The organism is Candidatus Flexicrinis affinis, assembly GCA_016716525.1.
In the GTDB taxonomy this organism is placed as follows: Bacteria; Chloroflexota; Anaerolineae; order Aggregatilineales; family Phototrophicaceae; genus Flexicrinis; species Flexicrinis affinis.
Genome location: JADJWE010000009.1, coordinates 486,864 through 505,062, shown reverse-complemented (window position 1 = coordinate 505,062; position 18,199 = coordinate 486,864). Strand labels below are relative to the sequence as shown.

The 18,199-nt window shown below is 64.3% G+C and carries 17 protein-coding genes and 1 tRNA gene; 10 read left to right on the top strand and 8 right to left on the bottom strand.

Annotated features, from left to right (window positions below):
- Positions 1 to 16: 16 nt before the first annotated feature.
- From IPM16_21405 to IPM16_21385, 5 genes are all read left to right on the top strand, one after another.
- On the top strand, positions 17 to 1,048 hold the full coding sequence (locus IPM16_21405; protein MBK9125662.1) for a hypothetical protein: 1,032 nt from the start codon (positions 17 to 19) through the stop codon (positions 1,046 to 1,048).
- A 438-nt stretch (positions 1,049 to 1,486) separates the two neighbouring features.
- Entirely contained in the window at positions 1,487 to 1,885 is a 399-nt protein-coding gene (locus tag IPM16_21400; GenBank protein ID MBK9125661.1) for a zinc ribbon domain-containing protein, read from the top strand.
- 269 nt (positions 1,886 to 2,154) lie between these two features.
- Positions 2,155 to 3,453, top strand: coding sequence for a transcription termination factor Rho (rho, locus tag IPM16_21395; protein ID MBK9125660.1), 1,299 nt, complete (start codon positions 2,155 to 2,157; stop codon positions 3,451 to 3,453).
- Between the two features lie 641 nt (positions 3,454 to 4,094).
- A complete protein-coding gene (locus IPM16_21390) occupies positions 4,095 to 4,724 on the top strand; it encodes a hypothetical protein (protein MBK9125659.1) in 630 nt (209 codons plus the stop codon).
- A gap of 108 nt (positions 4,725 to 4,832) precedes the next feature.
- The gene (locus tag IPM16_21385; protein MBK9125658.1) at positions 4,833 to 6,887 is read left to right on the top strand and encodes a S9 family peptidase; all 2,055 of its coding nucleotides are present in this window, start codon (positions 4,833 to 4,835) and stop codon (positions 6,885 to 6,887) included.
- 193 nt (positions 6,888 to 7,080) lie between these two features.
- Here the strand turns inward: IPM16_21385 and IPM16_21380 are convergent, their stop codons facing one another.
- On the bottom strand, positions 7,081 to 8,040 hold the full coding sequence (locus IPM16_21380) for an ornithine cyclodeaminase family protein (protein ID MBK9125657.1): 960 nt from the start codon (positions 8,038 to 8,040) through the stop codon (positions 7,081 to 7,083).
- Between the two features lie 13 nt (positions 8,041 to 8,053).
- Positions 8,054 to 9,040 (bottom strand): aldo/keto reductase, encoded by a 987-nt coding sequence (locus tag IPM16_21375; GenBank protein ID MBK9125656.1) that lies wholly within the window; start codon positions 9,038 to 9,040, stop codon positions 8,054 to 8,056.
- Positions 9,041 to 9,176: 136 nt separating this feature from the next.
- Here IPM16_21375 and IPM16_21370 point away from each other — a divergent pair, with 136 nt between their 5' ends.
- Complete coding sequence (locus IPM16_21370) at positions 9,177 to 9,662, top strand: MOSC domain-containing protein (protein ID MBK9125655.1); 486 nt, start codon at positions 9,177 to 9,179, stop codon at positions 9,660 to 9,662.
- A gap of 136 nt (positions 9,663 to 9,798) precedes the next feature.
- Here IPM16_21370 and IPM16_21365 read toward each other — a convergent pair whose 3' ends face one another.
- On the bottom strand, positions 9,799 to 10,218 hold the full coding sequence (locus IPM16_21365; protein MBK9125654.1) for a GNAT family N-acetyltransferase: 420 nt from the start codon (positions 10,216 to 10,218) through the stop codon (positions 9,799 to 9,801).
- Positions 10,219 to 10,412: 194 nt separating this feature from the next.
- Here IPM16_21365 and IPM16_21360 point away from each other — a divergent pair, with 194 nt between their 5' ends.
- The gene (locus IPM16_21360; protein ID MBK9125653.1) at positions 10,413 to 10,871 is read left to right on the top strand and encodes a hypothetical protein; all 459 of its coding nucleotides are present in this window, start codon (positions 10,413 to 10,415) and stop codon (positions 10,869 to 10,871) included.
- 2 nt (positions 10,872 to 10,873) lie between these two features.
- On the opposite strand, the gene IPM16_21355 is transcribed toward IPM16_21360, so the two are convergent.
- From IPM16_21355 to IPM16_21345, 3 genes are all read right to left on the bottom strand, one after another.
- Entirely contained in the window at positions 10,874 to 12,091 is a 1,218-nt protein-coding gene (locus IPM16_21355; protein MBK9125652.1) for a hypothetical protein, read from the bottom strand.
- Between the two features lie 108 nt (positions 12,092 to 12,199).
- The gene (locus IPM16_21350; GenBank protein ID MBK9125651.1) at positions 12,200 to 12,916 is read right to left on the bottom strand and encodes a hypothetical protein; all 717 of its coding nucleotides are present in this window, start codon (positions 12,914 to 12,916) and stop codon (positions 12,200 to 12,202) included.
- Positions 12,913 to 13,977 carry a hypothetical protein gene (locus IPM16_21345; GenBank protein ID MBK9125650.1) on the bottom strand — a complete coding sequence of 355 codons (1,065 nt, stop codon included), beginning with the start codon at positions 13,975 to 13,977 and terminating at the stop codon, positions 12,913 to 12,915. Before IPM16_21345 ends, IPM16_21350 begins: the two co-directional genes overlap by 4 nt.
- 130 nt (positions 13,978 to 14,107) lie before the next feature.
- On the opposite strand from IPM16_21345, the gene IPM16_21340 reads away from it, so the two are divergent.
- On the top strand, positions 14,108 to 15,202 hold the full coding sequence (locus IPM16_21340) for an AlkZ family DNA glycosylase (GenBank protein MBK9125649.1): 1,095 nt from the start codon (positions 14,108 to 14,110) through the stop codon (positions 15,200 to 15,202).
- A 68-nt stretch (positions 15,203 to 15,270) separates the two neighbouring features.
- Positions 15,271 to 16,014 (top strand): HEAT repeat domain-containing protein, encoded by a 744-nt coding sequence (locus IPM16_21335; protein ID MBK9125648.1) that lies wholly within the window; start codon positions 15,271 to 15,273, stop codon positions 16,012 to 16,014.
- A 39-nt stretch (positions 16,015 to 16,053) separates the two neighbouring features.
- Here the strand turns inward: IPM16_21335 and IPM16_21330 are convergent.
- Together IPM16_21330 and IPM16_21325 are read right to left on the bottom strand one after the other, a co-directional pair.
- Positions 16,054 to 16,126 (bottom strand) — tRNA-Arg (locus IPM16_21330).
- A 38-nt stretch (positions 16,127 to 16,164) separates the two neighbouring features.
- A complete protein-coding gene (locus IPM16_21325) occupies positions 16,165 to 16,902 on the bottom strand; it encodes a hypothetical protein (GenBank protein MBK9125647.1) in 738 nt (245 codons plus the stop codon).
- Here IPM16_21325 and IPM16_21320 point away from each other — a divergent pair.
- The gene (locus tag IPM16_21320; GenBank protein MBK9125646.1) at positions 16,901 to 18,166 is read left to right on the top strand and encodes an SH3 domain-containing protein; all 1,266 of its coding nucleotides are present in this window, start codon (positions 16,901 to 16,903) and stop codon (positions 18,164 to 18,166) included. The two genes, IPM16_21325 and IPM16_21320, sit on opposite strands and share 2 nt — an antisense overlap.
- Positions 18,167 to 18,199 lie beyond the last annotated feature (33 nt).

Sequence of the window (18,199 nt, the reverse complement as noted above, 5' to 3'; positions counted from 1 at the left end):
CGGATTGTCTATCATCATGCCGCTCTCTAGCCGCGACTACGATCTCCTCTCAGCCTACCTCGACGGCGACGTCTCAAGCGACGAACACCGTGAGGTCGAAGGCCGCCTCGAGACCGACGCGGAATTCGCGTCCGAACTTGCCGCACTGCGGCGGACGGTCGATCTGGTCAAGGGCATGCCCACGCTGACCGCGCTGCGCGACCTGCGCCTGACCCCCGCAATGCTCGGTGAGGAGCAGCCCGTCCCGCGCACCGAGCCGACGCGCTATCCGCCGCTGCGTCCCACGTTCCGTCAACAAGTCCTCCGCTATGCGCCGAATCTGGTGGCTGCGGCCGCGTCATTCGTGCTTGTGGTGGCCGGTGCGTTGACCCTGCTTCAGCCGGGTGTGGACGCTCCGACAACCGCGCCGGTTGTCGCCCTGCGCAATACCGAGGCGGTCGAGACTGCGACGGCTGTGCTGAACGAGGCCGAGGATGACGCCACGTTTGCGGACCCGGCGACCGAAGGCGCCGACGAGTTTCGCGATGAACTGGGTGAGGCCGAAATCGGACGGCAAGCGGCGGACGATCGCGCGCAGACAGAAGAAGCTGCGGACGGTACCGAAGACGCCGATCTATCGATGGCCGCACGGTCAGCCGCACCGATGGGCACGGCAACTGCTGCGCCGTTCGGCACACCGGATGTCTTGTACGACGCGGCACCCAGCGAGAGTCAGGGCGCGGGCGCGCTTGCCGCGATGCCGACGCTCGAGGTACCACTCGACACCCTACCGGCCAGCGACATGCAGGCGCCGGGCGCGATCGACTTGACCGCCGCTGCCAGTTTCCAGCTCGTGGTGCCAACCCGCACACGCGCTCCCTTGGCGACGGCGACCGCTGCGGCAACCGCCGTCGCAGAAGCCGCACCGCCGCAGGTTGCACCTTACATCGCCCCCGAACAGCAATCTGTCGCCGCTCCGCAGCAGCCTCCGGTTGGAGGAGTCGTCCTCATCGCCGCGGGCCTCGTGATTGGCCTGCTCGCCCTGATCGCTCGCCCACGCCGCCGCTAAACGCGCAAGTTCGCCGCTGACCGGAAGCCAGCAGCGAACTTGCAAAGGAGGGGACACCACGCACCGGCCATTGGGCAGGCCGGCCCGCCGTAACCGCTGCAGCTCTCGCCTAACTGCAGCGGCCGTAATCGGTGGCGGATGAAACGCGGCTAACGGTAAAGGGATTGCGTCTGCCGTACGTTGTCACATCTTCGCCAGCAAGGAGGCCACGGGCTGCGCTTCCCGCCACGATCACGCGATGTTCAGTCGTTCACAACATTCAATATGTTGTAAACGATACTGCCAGTATAGGCGGGTTCTGCTCACATGGCAAGCGAAACAGGCCAAGTCTCATCGGCCTCTCGCATGCTGCTTAGACTGCGCCCAACCCACCAATCCGCGTCTAACACTGCCGCGCTATACTCCTGCCGATGTTTCCGCCGACTTCCATTGGACGCCATGCACGACTACGACTTCCGCTGCAAAGACTGCCGCACGCGCTTCACCGTGACGGTCGCCACCTATGCCGAATACGATGCCCTCGCTCCGGCCTGCCCGTCGTGCGGGAGCACAGCGCTCAGCCGCCTGATTTCCGGCGTGGCTATCCCGCGTTCCAGCCGGGATTTTACCAAGCTGTCCTCCGACGAAATGCTCAACGTCTTCGAGTCGGGCGAATCCAAGCAGGTCGGCCAGATGTTCCAGCAGTTCGGCGAGCAGTTTGGTGGCGCATCGCCGGACGAAGCTCTACCCTATCACGACGCGGCAAAGCAGCTCATGGCCGGCAAATCGATGGAGTCCGTCGAGCGCAGCTTGGCCGAGGCTACGCAGCCGCCCCCGTCGACAGCTGCGGACGATTGACCGATAATTTCCCAAACATTAAGGAAACCGTTTGACGCCGCTGGCGGAATCTGCTATATTGCGCTCAGTTGAGGCAGATCTTGCCTGACTACACCTTCGGAGCCGGGTTTCCCCGCCTCACTGCGCGCTGCAGCGCACCGCTGTGAATCACGCGCAGTCATACCCTTTTGACCGGATCGTATATGCGTAATTGCCCAGTATTTGGCATAGATCGCGCATCGCTGATCGCCCACCCTTAGCAGCCCGCCGCGGCCCCTCCGGACGGAACGATGGATATTGCACAACTCGAACAACTCACGCTAGACGAACTCCGCCAGCAGGCACGCGATGCGGGAATTCAGCGCTACAGCCGGCTGAAGAAGCCGGATCTGATCCTGCAGCTCATGCGCGCCGACGCCGAGCGCCGCGGCCTCAAGCTGCGCGGCGGCGTACTCGAAATCACGCATGACGGGGTCGGATTCCTGCGTGCAGACAAGTACCTGCCGGGCCCGAACGACATCTATGTCGCTCAAGCCCAGATCAAGCGGTTCAACCTGCGCACCGGTGATATGGTCATCGGGCAGGTGCGGCCTCCGAAAGACAACGAGAAGTATCACGGCCTGCTGCGGGTCGACGCGGTTAACGGCGTCGCGCCGGACGAGAACAAAGTGCGGCCCAATTTCGAGGATCTCACGCCGATCTTCCCTGAAGTCCGCTTCGATCTCGAAACCTCGCCGCGCATCCTCTCTACCCGCCTGCTTAACCTGATCGCCCCGGTCGGGCGCGGGCAGCGCGGACTGATCGTTTCGCCGCCAAAGGCCGGTAAGACGACCATCCTCAAAGAAATCGCCAACGCCATCAGCCACAATTATCCCGACGTCCATCTGATGATGGTGCTGATCGGCGAGCGCCCGGAAGAAGTCACCGACATGGACCGCTCGGTCGACGCCGAAGTTGTCGCGTCGACGTTCGACGATCCCGTGCATCATCACGTGCAGGTGGCGGAGATGGCGCTCGAACGCGCCAAGCGCCTCGTCGAAGGCAAGAAAGACGTCGTGCTGCTGGTCGATTCGATCACGCGCCTCGCCCGTGCCTATAACCTCGTCGTCCCGACCAGCGGACGCACGCTCTCCGGCGGCCTCGACCCGATGGCGATTCAACCGCCCAAACGATTCTTCGGCGCGGCCCGCAACGTCGAGGAGGGCGGATCGCTCACCATCGTTGCGACCTGCCTCGTCAATACCGGCAGCAAGATGGATGACCTGATCTACGAGGAATTCAAAGGCACCGGCAACATGGAGCTGCACCTCAGCCGCAAGCTGCAGGAGCGCCGCGTGTTCCCGGCTTTCGATGTCGAACAGTCGTCAACCCGCCGCGAGGAGCTTCTGCTCGGGCCGGACGTGCTCCAGCGTGTGTATCTGCTGCGGCGGATGTGGTCGCACTTGGCCGAGGACGAGACCGTCGGGCAGGCCGGCGCGACCGAACAGCTCCTGCAGACCCTGCGCCAATACGACAGCAACGAGGACTTCCTCAACAGCCTCACCAGCAACGCGTCGACGGTCGGCGCGATGGCTCGCGCCTGGCGCTAGCCGCCTTCTACGACCACGACTCACACCGGCCCGCGAAGTGCGTGGGCCGGTTTTGATTCCGAGTATAGGCTGCGAAACTCGAGTTATGACTGGGCCGCTGCGAGGCCCTCATCCCCTACCCCCTTCTCGCTCATGGAGAAGGGGAGTTGGCTCGAAATCCCTCATGAGCACCTGCAAAGACCGGCGCTCAAGATTGAGCAGATTGGCAATCGAGCTGGGTTCCCTCTCCCTGAGGGAGAGGGCTAGGGTGAGGGTACCGATTCAGACGCACATCCATCTGACATCGCTTCGGGCAGCGCCCCACTGTTTGGTCGGCGCACACCGTGAAAAGTCGCGTATACTGTTCGGTATCGAACACCACGGTCCGCGTGACCTAGAAAGTCAATCGGCGTGCATACGTACAGGCAGTTCGCTCGCCCGCCCTGCTAGTCGCTAGCTAGCACAACCTCACACGAACGCCCCTCTCCGGCCCGCCTCAGGGCCTATTTGGCGTTCCTCCCGCTTCGAAAGAAACCAACCCCCGACGACCTCGACGGTGCTTGACCCCGCGCCGTCCGTGAGGCGTCTAATGCTGCCCGTGCTCCGCCTCCTCTGCCGTCTCTGTCCACTTCCATCCGACAAGACAGCAGAGGAGAACTCGCATGGAGATCATGCAAGGAAAACGCACGGTCGTACTGAGCGCAAACGCATTCGCCGCGCGCGTAAACGCCTATGGAGCTATCCATCTCGACATTGGCACCGGGGACGGCCGCTATGTCGTTCATCATGCCACGAAGCACCCCCACCGGTTCGTGATCGGGCTGGACGCATGCCGAGAGAACCTCGTGGATCGCTCGCGCAACGCACCCGATAACGCACTGTTCGTCATCGCCAATGCCGAGCAGTTGCCGGTGATGCTGCACGGCATGGCGTCGAGCGTGACGGTCAACTTCCCGTGGGGTAGCCTGCTCGACGGTCTGCTCGACATCACCTCGCCGGTCCTAGACGGGATCGCCGCGGCGTGCCTGCCCGGTGCGCTCGTCGAGGTGCGGCTCAATGGTGGTGCGCTCGCGGAGGCGGGGTGGTCGCTCAAAGACGGCGCGCAGCAAGTGCGCGACAGCCTCGCGGACGCCGGCTTCGACATGCTGCGCACGGTCGACCTCGACGCCGCGGCGCTTCGCGGCGTATCGACATCGTGGGCCAAGCGGCTCGCCTTCGGGCGGAACCCGCACGGCATACATCTGACCGGCATGGCGCACGCCCGCGTCCGCGCCGCCTATGCCCGACCATAGCAATCCGCAACGTCTCGCATCCGGCGTTGCGCAACGTTACACTTGTCTGGTTCCCGGGGTCGCCGCAGCGCGGCCCCGGCACTCGACCCGTCAACGAATGGAGACACCATGCCGCGCATCGACTACCCCGCGTCCCGCACGATCGACCATGTCGACACGTACCACGGAGAAGCGGTCCCCGATCCGTACCGCTGGTTGGAAGAAATGAAGTCGCGCGAAGTGCTCGACTGGGCCGAGGCGCAGACCGCCGTCACCGAGTCGATCTTGCGCGAGGACGCACGCTGGAAGCACTTGCGCAAACGGCTCAACACGCTCGCAAAGTTCAACAAGGTCACCCCGCCGACCAAGGCTGCGGGCAAGCTGTTCTTCTTCGAGAACGACGGCACGACATCCCAGCCCAAGATTATGGTGATGGATGAGACGACCGGAGAGATGCGCGTCGTGCTCGACGTCAATACGCTGAGCGACGATGGCACGGTGGCCGTCCCGGTCTTCAAACCCAGCCCGGATGGCAAGCTGCTCGCGTATGCCATCGCCGACGGCGGCTCGGACTGGAATGTGGTGCGTATCCTGAACGTCGCAACGGGTGAGAACCTGCCCGATGTATTGGAGCGCACCCGCTACACGCCGATCGGCTGGCTTGCGGACGGCAGCGCGTTCTACTACGCCCGCTACCCGGAAAAGAGCGGCAACGACATGCAGTTCAGCCAAGTGTGGCTGCATCGTATCGGCACGCCGCAATCCGACGACACGCTGATCTTCGAGACACCCGACCGGCCCGAACTCAACCACGTCCCGATCCTCACCGACGACAAGAAGTACATCGTCCTCAACACGTGGAAAGACCTGAACGGCAACCGGGTCTGGGTGCTGCCGCTCGACCGCCCCGGTGAGGTGGTGAAGCTGGTGGATGACGATTCGGAGATCAGTGCCTTCTCAGGGAACATCGGCACGCGCTTCTACATGGTGACGCTGCACGGCGCGCCACGTGGTCGGGTCGTCTACGTCGACCTCGATGCGCCCGGCGTGATGCACGAGGTCATCGCCGAGAGCGAAGGCGTGGTGTCCGGCTATTTCGGCGGTGCGGCGCTGTGTAACGGCCACATGGTTGTGCTCAGCCTCAAAGACGTGACCAGCCGCATCGACTACTACACGATCGACGGCCAGCACGTGCGCTCGGTCGATCTGCCGACGCTCGGCACGATCGGCATGAACAGCTTCGGCGAGGCCGACGACACGGACTTCTACATCCGCTTCGAGTCGTTCGCCTACCCGCCGACCGTCTTCCGCGTCGACGTGCCGGATGGCACCGTAACTGCATTCCGCCCGCCCAAGCTGGATTTCGACCCGTCGTCCATTCTTGTCGATCAGGTCTTCTATCCGAGCAAGGATGGCACGAGGGTGCCGATGTTCATCGTCCACCGCGCCGACGTGCAACTGGATGGGCGCGCGCCCGTCTACATGACGGCCTACGGTGGGTTTGCCGTTCCGGTCATGCCGTCGTTCGGGGTGCAGGGCGCGCCGTGGATGGCGTGGCTCGAACTCGGGGGCGTCGTCGCTGTACCCAACCTGCGCGGCGGCGGCGAATACGGCGAAGACTGGCACAAGGCCGGCATGCTCGCGAAGAAACAGGCCGTATTCGACGACCTTCACGCTGCCGCCGAATGGCTGGAGGCCAACGGTATCACGCACCGGTCGCGGCTCGGCATTCAGGGTGGAAGCAACGGCGGCTTACTCACCAGCGCGGCCATCACCCAGCGGCCCGACCTTTACGGCGCGGCGGTCGTGGCCGTGCCGCTCACCGACATGCTGCGCTACCAGCACTTCACGATCGGCCGGCTGTGGATCGGCGAGTACGGCAGCAGCGAAGACCCGGAGCAGTACGAATGGCTGAAAGCCTACTCACCGCTGCACAACATCAAGCCCGGCGCCAAGTATCCGCCCACGTTGATCACGACCGGCTCTCACGATGATCGTGTCGTGCCGGCGCACGCGTACAAGTTCGCGGCGGCGATGCAAGCGGCGCAGGGCGGCGACGCGCCGATTCTGCTGCATGTCGAGACGCGCGTCGGCCACGGTATCGGCAAGCCGCTGGCGTTCATCCTCGACTCGGTCGCCGACCAGTTCACGTTCTTCGCCCAGCAGTTCGGACTCGAGTTCTAGGAAGGAAGTATTCAGGAGTCAGGAACCAGTTGTCAGGAGTCAGTTGTCAGGGCATGATTCGGCCGGTTCAGTAGAGGGCGACCCGGTGGATCGCCCTCAATATCTGGGATATTCGCCCCGCCGACATCGGGCCACGCAGGAAGCCTGCTCGACACTGACAACTGATTTCTGAACACTGACTCCTCTTAACTATCTACATGTCCACCAACGTGCCGATCCCGCGCTCCTCGGCGGCGATCAACGCCGCGCTGGCCGCGTACAGATCCTGCGCGGCCACGCCGACCGACTTGAACACGGTGATTTCTTCGGGGCGCGTGCGCCCGGGAGTCTCGCCACGCACCAAGGCCCCGATTTCGTGGACGTTCGCAGGATCGAGCAGACCGCCATCGCGCGCCTGAATCAGTTCGCCCGCCTCCGCCCATGCGGCCTCGTGCTGATCGATGAACACGCGCGCGTCATGCACTAACTGAGGCGCCAGCTCGGCCATTGCCGGCGTGTAGCTGCCAACCGCGCTAATGTGCGCGCCTTGGCAGACGTCGGCGCGCGTCAGCACGGGCGTGTGGCTGTTGGTGCACGTGATGATGATGTCGGAGTCGAACGCGGCGTCATGCGCCGAGCCAGCCTGAACGACCTCAATGCCGTTGTTACCGTGCAGGCGCTCGACCAGCTCGGCGGCGCGGTTCGGGCTGTAAATGCGGATCAAGTGAATCGGACGGACGGCGCACACGGCTTCGATCTGCGCCGGAGCCATGCCGCCCGCACCGATCACGCCCAGCACTTCCGACACGGGCCGCGCCAACAGCTTGGCAGCCAATCCGCTGGCCGCGCCCGTGCGCAGCGCCGTGAGGGCCGTCCCGTCGATCAACGCTTGCGGACGGCCAGTCTCGCCGTCCAGCACGACTACTAGCGCGTTGATGGCCGGTAGGCCACGTGCCGGATTCTCGCTGTAGACCGATACGATCTTGAGCGCGCTGGTGCCGTCGGCATAGGCCGGCATTGCGAGTGTCACGCCACGCGGTGTCGTGAGTTTCGTCCGAAGCGGCTGCTCGACGTCGCCGGCGCTCAACGCTGAAAACGCGGCGGCCATCGCGTCGATGGCGGCAGGCATCGGCAGGGCAGCGCGCAGATCGTCCGCGGTGAGGATTCGAATCATGCTGTCCGTCGCCCTACCAGCGCTGATGTACTTGCGGACGGATGAGCGTATTGTAGATATTGGCGATGGCGTGCATCTGCGCGTCCGAGAGCGGCTCGAGATCGCTGGCGGCGCAGTTGTCCTCTGCCTGTGACGGACGCTTGGCGCCGGGGATGACCGTCGTCACCGCGTCGAACATCAGAATCCACTTCAACGCAAACTGCGCCATCGTCGCGTTTTTGGGCAGCAGTTCGCGGATCGCCTCGACGGCCGCCAGCCCTGTGTCATAGTCGACACCGCTGAACGTCTCGCCCACGTCGAACGACTCGCCATGGCGGTTGAAATTGCGGTGGTCGTCTTTTGCGAACTGCGTATCGGGCTTCATCTTGCCGGTGAGCATGCCGGATGCCAACGGCACGCGGGCGATCACGGCCACGTCGCGCGCCTTCGCCTGTTCGAAGAACAGATCGGCGGGGCGATGACGGAACATATTGAAGATGATCTGCACCGACTTGACGTTCGGATACTCGATCGCCTTGAGCGCCTCCTCCACCCGTTCGACGCTCACGCCGTAATGCTGGATCTTCCCGTCCGCCATCAGATCGTCCAAATAGCCGAACACTTCGGGGTGATAGTACAGGTCGGTCGGCGGGCAGTGGAGCTGCACAAGGTCGAGCGACTCGACGCCCAAATTCGTCAGGCTGCGCTCGATCCACGCCGTCAGGTTTTCTTTGGTATAGCCCTCGACGGTTTGCTTGGGCAGGCGGCGCCCCGCTTTGGTGATCACACGCACCTTGTCGCCCTTGCGCTCGCGCAGAATCTTGGCGATCAACTGCTCGCTGTGGCCGTCGCCATACACGTCGGCGGTATCGAACAGGTTGACGCCGTTGTCGATGCACGTGTGCATCGCCGCAATCGACTCGCTGTCGTCAACCGCGCCCCACGCCGACCCGATCGCCCACGCCCCAAAGCTCACCTCCGAGACGTCCCAACCGGTACGCCCAAATGCACGGTACTTCATATCGTCACATCCTTAGCCAAATCACATATCGGCCAGATTGTACCGCACGGCATGCTCCCCGGGGTGCACCAACTGGCCCATCTTCACGCAGAACCCGTGCTATACTGCCATGATCCGGGAAAAGAGGGACCACGTCATGACTGCGAAAATCGCCAGCATTGTTTTTACGCCGATGTCCGTCACGGTCAAGTCAGACGACAAGTACGATCGCGAGCCGGCTGAGAATGCCCAACTGCGGGCCAGCCACGGCATCGCGGGCGACCGCAAGGCCGGGCATCATCCCAAGCGCCACCTCAACATCATGTCGGCCGAGCGCCTCGACGAACTGTCGGGCGAAGGTTTTCAGACCGCGCCGGGGCGTATGGGCGAGCAGTTGATCCTTGCCGGCATCGACGTCGACGCGCTGCAGCCCGGCGATCGCTTGCGCTTGGGCACGGATGCCATCATCGTCATCAACGAGCCGCGCACCGGATGTGAGAAGTTCGAGGCGATTCAGGGCCAGCACCCGTCCGTCGTGCAGGGTCGGCTCGGCATGATGGCGTCGGTGATCGCGTCGGGTACCATCGCCGTGGGCGACCCGGTGTCCGTCGAGCCTGTGCCCACGTTGCAGGGTTTTCAGTAGGCAGGATTCAGTTTCCAGCTGTCAGTTGCGCTCACCGTGTGGAGTGTTCGATTTGGGGCACCCATGCTGTTCGGCTTGTGTGCAGGGACGTGGCCTGCCGCGTCCGCCTGCCGGCAGGACGAACGACCACAGATCACTACGCACTCAGATACTTGTACAGCACCAGCTCCAGCGGTTCGCGCGGGAGTACGAAGCCGCCGATGTCCTGATACCCGAGCTTTCGATAGAAGTGCTGCGCCTCTTCGCTGACCCACGTCGAGGTCAGCACGAATTCAGCGCCGAGCGCGCGCATGTCGGACTCCCAGCGCGCCACAAGCTGCGTCCCGATCCCCTTGCGCCGCCACTCGGCATCCAGCCGCAGCAGGTTCATGAACGGCACGTTGTCCCAGAACCAGCCCCAACGCAGATAACCGACCAATCCCCCGCCGACCGACGCGACCAGCACTTCGCCCGCCGCGACCTTCCGCCGCAGCATATCCGGCGTGATGTGCGGATCCTTCTCAAGCAAATACGGCAGATCGCCACCATCTGCCACACGAATAACGAGGTCGTCCATCTTCGTCACGGCCTCCAGCGCAGTTCATGACCCGACAGATAGTAACGTACCGAAAATTACAGCGGCGCGACTACATCTGCCTACCTTACCATCGGATTCCGCGCTCCCTAAGGGAGAGGGGTTAGGGGTGAGGGCCGCTGATCCAACCCCGCGAATCCACACGTAATGTATGTGACTCACAACAGGACATGCCCATGAACAGCGCCCACGTCGTCAGCATCACGATCCGCAAAGCCGGCCACGCCGAGCCGGTCCGCCTGCACGCCGCCGACCTGCGCGCCGATCACGGCATCGTTGGGGACGAAAAGGCGGGCCGCAGCCCAAAACGCAATCTCAACGTAATCGCGGCCGAGATCCACGCGCACCTCCTCGTCGACGGTCAGCCCGCCCTGCCCGGCGAACTCGGAGAGCAGATTATCCTGCGTGGCCTGGACCTGTCGCGGCTTCCACGCGGTGCCCATATCGCGATTGGCCCGGACGTCGTGATCGAAATCACCGTACCGCGCACCGGGTGCACGACCACCCGCGGCGTCGACGGCCCGGCGAACGTGCACCCGGATCAGTGGCTGGGTGTGATGGCCCGCGTGGTGCGCGGCGGGCGCGTGTGGGTCGGCGACTCGATCCGCGTGCTGGCCGTCACCGAAGCGGCTTAGTCTTAGCCTGCGAGAGCCGCTCGAATCGCCGTGAACGCGTCCGTCTCCAACGCAGCGACGGCTTGGACGTGCGTCCGCAGCTCGGCCCGAAGCTCGTTTGCAGCAGCGGCATCCAGCGGGAAATCCGCGCTGATCTCCGCCTTGAGCGCGCTGATGTCGGCGTCGAGTGCCGCAAGCTGGGCATATCCTTCGCTGCCCTGTTCGGTAAAGATCGCGCGCCGTTCCAGCTTGAGCGCCTTCAGCCGCTTGAACGCCGGCACGCTGTCCGGCAGCGCCGCTTCGGCCAGCGCGACCCACGCCGACTGCGCCTCACGGAACGCCGCGGCAGCGTCCTTAAGTCCCGGCAATTTGAGTAGTCCGGCGGCCTCGTCGCACAGGTCGGCAGCCACACCGCGTTCGAACCCATCGCCCGCCGCGTGGGCGCGCACATAGTCGAACACCCCGCTCATCCACCCGCTGCCCGCCAGCGCCGAGGCCATCGGCGTCCCCGGCTCGAAGAAGCGCGCCCAACTCTGCTTGTTGCGCGTGTTTTCCAGCATGTCGGCCCAATGCGCGAAGGCTGCCGCGCCGAAATTCTCCTTGCGGCCCTTCGGCGGGGTGTCGAAAAACAGCGCGACGCTCTGGCGCATGCCCGCGCGCAGACCTTCCTTGAGTCGTTCCCAGTTCGGCGGCTCGATGCTGATCGTCCGGTAGCGGTTCGACTTCACCCGCCCCATCGCGTGGATCAGATCGGCCAGCGGGACGTGCAGCGGTCGCGCGCTGCGGTCGGCAATGACCACATCGCCGACGGTCAGTTCGGATACGACCAGCGGCGCCATCCCCCACATCTGCGACGACGTCGCGTGCGGGTTATACGGCAGACTGAACACATCGGCCCACACGATTGCCGGCCCGCTGTCGAGCGCCGTGCGCAAATTGTCGGCCGCCGTCTCTGGTTTGGCGGTTTTGTATTCCTCGCGCGGGCTGCCAAGCCGGTCGAGCAGCGTCTCCATCGGGTCGAACGTATTGCGAGGCAGCAGCACCAACTGCGGTGGGAACCCCTCGTACAAGAACGTGAAGTATCCGAACGCCGGGCCGTCGGCGAGGCCGAGCAGCAGCGCCTCGCTGACTGGCTCGCCCGTGTGCGGCGCGGTCACGCCCGCCAGCGCCAGCGCGTTTGCAACGCTCCCTGTCTCGTGATGCCGGCCGGGTAGGTTTTCGAGCTTCGTCATGGTCGTCATATTAGAATCTCCACATTGCTTCGTGCGCGTCATTCAGCGTACGACACTTCGTACGCAGACCCGCGAAATTGCGACATAGTCTGCACTTATGTCTGCGCTGGCCCGAACCTAAAACAGGTCGAGCACACCCCTGACGCCGCGCTCGCCGAGGATTGCCCGCGCCGACTCGACCGACTGTGCCTCGACTTCCGCGCGTACGCAGTCGATCTGTGTTGAGTCGGTGCACGCCATCAACGCGCACGCCTGCTGCCACACAATATCGCGCCAGCCCATGATCACCCGATAGATCAGGTACTCGTCAAGCCGGCCCATCACCAGATCGAGCGCCGCCATCGCGCGGCTGTTGCGCTCCAACACTTGATCCTGCACGCTGTCGATGGTTCGATAGATCACCTCGTTCACGCGGCGATGATCGGTCAGGCGGCGAGCACGCTCTGCGTCGCTGAGCTGCGGCCATTGGTCGCGCAGCACATCCGCCAGCGTGAACACGAGGTCGTAGCGGATGTGCGCGTTTACGCCCAACATCAACTGCTGCAGCACGTGCACATCGCGACGCGTGCAAGCATCGAAGGCGATGCGCCAGACCTCGGGAACGACCGCGCCGGAATCATAGGCTGCGAGAGCGTCGAAATAATAGTCGGCAAAGCGGCACAGCAACCCGCGCACCCACACCGCGTCGGCGAAACCGCCTGCGTCGGCATCAGCCAACACCTGACCGGTCATCATGGCGTAGCAGCGCAAGAACACCCCGCGCTGATCGTCGGCCTGATCCCATGCGTCGGCCTGCGCGAACATCCGCGCCAGCACTTCGTCATGCAGCGTCATGACAGCGCCTTCTGATCGCGCACGGCGTTGATCAGGTAAACGACGAGCAGCCCCGCCGCGCCGGCCAGCACGATCGCGCCGGCCCACACGTGAACGTTCCAGCGTACGCCGGTCACGAACGACATGGTGACGAAATACGCCAAGTAGTGCAGCATCGGCAGCAGCCCGCCGACCAACAGCATCGCGTTGGGACGGTCGGGCGCAACCTTGAGCCGTGCTACGACGATCTCGACGAGCACGACCGCGATCAGGAAGCCCGGCAGCAGGATATACACATCCACGAGGATCGTGAGCAGCCCGCTGCTGACCATGACAAGGAACGTCAGCGCGCCGCGCGGCAGCGTCCAGCGTGCTGCAAGCACCGCCCAGAAGCCGGTCAGCACAGCCGCTTGCAAGATGACACTCGTCACCCCGAAATCGGTCAGGTCAAGCGGGCCGGGGATGTTCGGGTTCAGGTACGCCACCGGCGCGGTGATCGGATGGCTGTAACTGGTGAAGAACATCAACAGGGTCAGCAGCAGCGTGACGGAGACGATCGCCGGTCCCAGTTCGCGCCAGCCTGTCAGCGCTGCGCCTGCACGTGCTCGCCCCAACGCCGAGCGCAGAGGCCCGGCGAACATCAGCAGCATCCCCGCGCCGAGAATCAAGTGGGTCGGGCTGGTCAGCGCCTCAGCGCCGCTTTCGATGCCGAACAGCTCGTGCCACACCATGTCGCCCGCCCCGCCCAGCGCGAACACCAGCACGCTCACCAGCGACAGCCCGTACCCGAACGGCATCGCCCGCGCAAACGGATACCCCTGCCCGACGCCGCGCAGTTGAGTCCGCGCGAGCACAATCGCGTTGACCACAAACATACCGTAGAACACCAGATGCCACGGCGTGAAGAAGCTGTCGTCGACGCGGCTGTGAAAGTGCGCCCATCCGTCGACCCACAGGCCGGCCAAGAACAAGGCCGACAGCATCGCCATCAGCCAGTCGAAACGGAGAGATACCGCAGGTCGTCCCGTTCGAACCTGCGCCAGTGCTGCTGCTTCGGGAGTGGTCGTCGTCGTGCTCGCCATGATGGTTCCTCGTTGCATTTGGCATGCGGCAATCATAGCGAATAACAGCGAACGGTTCATGAGTGCCTCGGGTTTTCGTCATTCGAACTCGCTACACTCTCGCTATCCGGCCTACTCGGGGAACAGTTGGATGCCTGAAAGCCTCACTCTACGCCAGCTCAGCCGCGCATTGCTCGACCGTCAGCTTCTGCTGACCCGCGCCGACCTCGGCGCCGAAGCGGCGACGTCGCGTGTAGCGGGCCTCCAATCGCAGGTGCCGAATCCGCCGTACATCGGGCTGTGGAGCCGGCTGAGCGACTTCGAGCGCGCGGATCTCACGGACGCGATCCGCGAGCGCCGTATCGTACGCGCCGCGCTCATGCGCTCCACGCTGCAGCTCGTGACCGCGGCCGACCACGCCCTGTTCCGGCCCACCCTGCTCCCGGCGCTGGAAAAAGGGCTGCGCTCGTTCTTCGGCAAACGCATCGACGGCCTCGACAAGGAACCGGTGATCGAGGCGGCGCGTGCACACCTCGACGGCAGTGCTCGAACGAAGGGCGAACTGAAACCGGCGCTGCTGGCCGTCGCGCCCGACCGGGACCCCGAGGCGCTGAGCTACGTCGTCCGCACTTACCTGCCGCTGATTCAGGCGTATCCCAGCGGGACGTGGGGCAGCGGCGCGCCAACCTACGAACGTGCCGAGGCGCGTCTCGGGCCGCTGGGCGAGCCAAATGTGCCGGCGCTTTTCCGGCGCTATTTGGCCGCGTTCGGCCCGGCCTCGATCATGGACTTCCAGACCTGGAGCGGAATGACGAAGATGCAGGAGACGCTCGCGGACTCGCTGATCGACCTTGTCCAATACAAAGACGAACAGGGCCGCACGCTGTACGACCTGCCGGACAACGCCCTGCCGCACGCCGACACGCCCGCACCCGTGCGCTTCGTGCCGGAATACGACAACCTGCTCATCAGCCATGCGGATCGGTCGCGGATCATCGCTGACGCCGATCGAGGCCGTGTGTTTCTGTCTGCCGGGCGAATTGCCGCCACCGTGCTGATCGACGGTTTCGTCGCCGGCACGTGGAAAGTCGTGAACACGAAACGGGACGCCGTGCTCGAAATCGAACTGTTCGGAAAAGCATCGTCCGGCGTAGAATCCGCCATGCACGAGGAAGGCGGCCGCCTCGTGCGGTTCATTGCTGACACGGCCGAGACGACGAACGTACGGATTCGGGTCGTATCGTAGCAGGCGCTTGCGACCCGTTCGGCCATGTGACGGTCGGTGTCGCGCACTCACACCCGAAGGACAACAGCATGCCTGACATCGAGGCACTTACCCGACAGCTTGAAACTGGCAGCCATCATCAGCGCAGCGATGCCGCACTCGCCCTGGGCAGATCGGGCGATCCAGGCGTCATTCCAGCGCTGATCGTCGCGCTGTGCACCGACCGCGACCTGAACGTGATCGAGGACGTGACGTGGGCGCTGACCCGCTTCGGATCGATGCTGATTCAGAATCTGTTTGACGCGTATGCCGACGCCAATTCCTACGGGCGGCACAATATCGTGCATGCGCTCGGGAAGATCGGCGACCCCACGGCCAGCCACGCCCTGATCACCAGCCTGCGCGATATTGACAAGAAAGTGCGCGCCAAGGCTGTATTCGTGCTCGGTCAGATCGGCATCGCGGAGGCGGTTCCGGCGCTCATCGACCGGCTCGCCGACGACGACGAAAACGTGCGCTGGACGACGTTCGAGACGCTCACGCTGCCGGTCATGAATGCGGGCCCGGCGTTGACGGAGGCGTTGAACAGAACGGAAGAGGTTATCCGAGAGAGCGCGGCGCGTGCAGTGGGCGCGTTGCGGTATGAGGCGGCGGTGCCGGCGCTGATTGCGACGCTCGACGACGAGTCGTTCGAGGTCCGGTCGGCGGCGCTCGAAGCGCTCGCGCATCTCCTGCACAATCCGGATGCTCGCGCCGCGCTCGAAAGTGCGGGATCGCACCCGGACGCACCGACCCGCGCCTATGCGTCGGCGCTGTTCAAGCGGCTGAGCTAGGGTACAACCAAAAACGCCCACCATGCGGTGAGCGTCGTGCGTGCCTGGAGAGATTCGAACTCCCGACTTCTTGTTCCGTAGACAAGCGCTCTATCCACTGAGCTACAGGCACGGGTGTTTGGTTCGATAAGGATATGAAACTTGAGCGGGTCAGTCAAGGGCCACTTGCACCCGAACCCATCCCGCACGCCCCATAAACTCGGCGATTTGCAGCTCGAACTGCCCGGCTTGCCGCACGCCCACGGCCGCGTCGAAGCGGTTGAGGTCCGGGCGTAGTCCGTCGTGATCGTCGTTGGCGGCGACCACCGCGCCGGACGCATCGAGCACGCGCGCCACTGGATCGAGCCTGCCGCTCGGGTCGCTCACAGTGACCGTGAACGAGCCGCCTTCGACCGCTAAGGCAACCGGCGTGCTGCCTGCCAGCGGGATAGGCACCCACAGCGTCTCACCGATCGTGAGTTCGACCGGGTCCGCAAGCCGCACGGCCACCGAGACGTCCCCTGCCCCCTCGCCGTTGAACGTGTTGACGCGCACGGTCAGTTCTCCATCTACGGGGATAGGTAGCCGGACAACAGCCGCGTCGGTCGCGTTCAGTCCTGCCAGCGCCGGATCGTCGGATTCGACGTCGTGTCCGCCTGCCCAATCGTCGTTGTAGGCAAGCCGGTTGCCGTTGATGTCGAGTATGTCGACAACGAGGTCGAGGTTCTCTGCGCACGCGGTGATCGTCACGACATCCCCGGCGCGCGCCTCGAATGTCAGCTCGGCGAACCGCCCGTCCCCGGTCAACCGGAGGTCAGCCGCCCGGATAACGTGCTCGGATATGGTAGAATTACCCGTTACAAAGGCGGGTGCTAACAACGTCAGAAGCAGCAGGAATAGATCAGTCATGGCGCGTATTTTACGGATCACCGGCGGGAAACGGAAGTGGGCGCGTGTGCTGGCGATCGTGTCGCTCGCGCTGATCGCGGCGGCCTGCCAACCGCAGGCAACTACCGAGCAGCTTCCGACCAACACGCTTGCACCGCTGGTCACGCTGACGCCGCGTGCGACCGCCACGCCAGAGGTCAGCCGCACACCGCTGCCGACGTTAACCTATACGCCGTCGATCACGCCGGTTCCGCCGACCGCCACAGCCACGCTGACGCCGTCGCCCACGCCGCCCATCATGGGCATCGTAAGCTCGCTGCAAACGGTCAACGTCCGGCGCGGGCCGGGCGCGAGCTTCGGCGCGTTCGAGGCCTTGTTCCCCGGCACCGAGGTGCAGGTGATCGGCGTCGATGAGTCCGGCCGTTGGCTTAACGTCAAGCTTGAGGATGGGCGCGAAGGTTGGATCAATACGCCATTGGTGCGCATCGACCCGACCGCCACGCCGCTGGCGACGTTCACTTTGCCGCCCGATCAGACCGTGGTGGCCGGCGGCACACCGCTCCCGACCGCGCTCATCGGCGGCGGCACCGTGACTCCGTCGCAGCAGACCGGCGCGGTCACCGCGACGCCTGCACTCGACCTGCCCGACATGCCGCCGACCAGTACGACGGAGGGGCAAGCCGGCACGCCGAATCTACCTATCATCGACTTCGACCCGATCAACGCGACATCGACCGCGCTCGCGGCCGTGCTCGGCACCGCAGCGCCGAGCAGTACGCCGGGCGGCCCAACGCCGCAGCCGGGCACTCCCACCGAAACCAACGCCCCGATCCCGACCAACAGCGGTCCGATCGCAGCGCCGACCACCAGCGGCGAACCGGAAGTCCAGACCGGCGTCGACCTGTACGTCAACTGCGACAATCCGCCGCGCGGCCAACTGCGCGCGCCTTCGAACCTTGCCGCCGGGTCGACCGCAGAGGTGTACTGGTACTGGTACGCCCGCACGGAAGAACAGATTCAGCAGCACATGAACACGGCACAGTACGCCATCAGCGTCAACGGGCAGGACGTCCGCAGGCCGCTGGAATACGCCAAGCCAGTGCGCCGTCAAGGCACCGACTACATCGTCGATTTCTTCTACCCCACTGGCGAATTGGACGCCGGCACTTACGTCATCGAATACCGCGTGACGTGGTCGGAGCAGATCTATGACGGCTATAACTACTTCGGCCCCGGCACGCGTACACTTGAGGAGACCGGCACCTGCACGTTCGTCGTGCGGTAGTCATCCAAATAGATCGCTAAACCGCATTTTGCG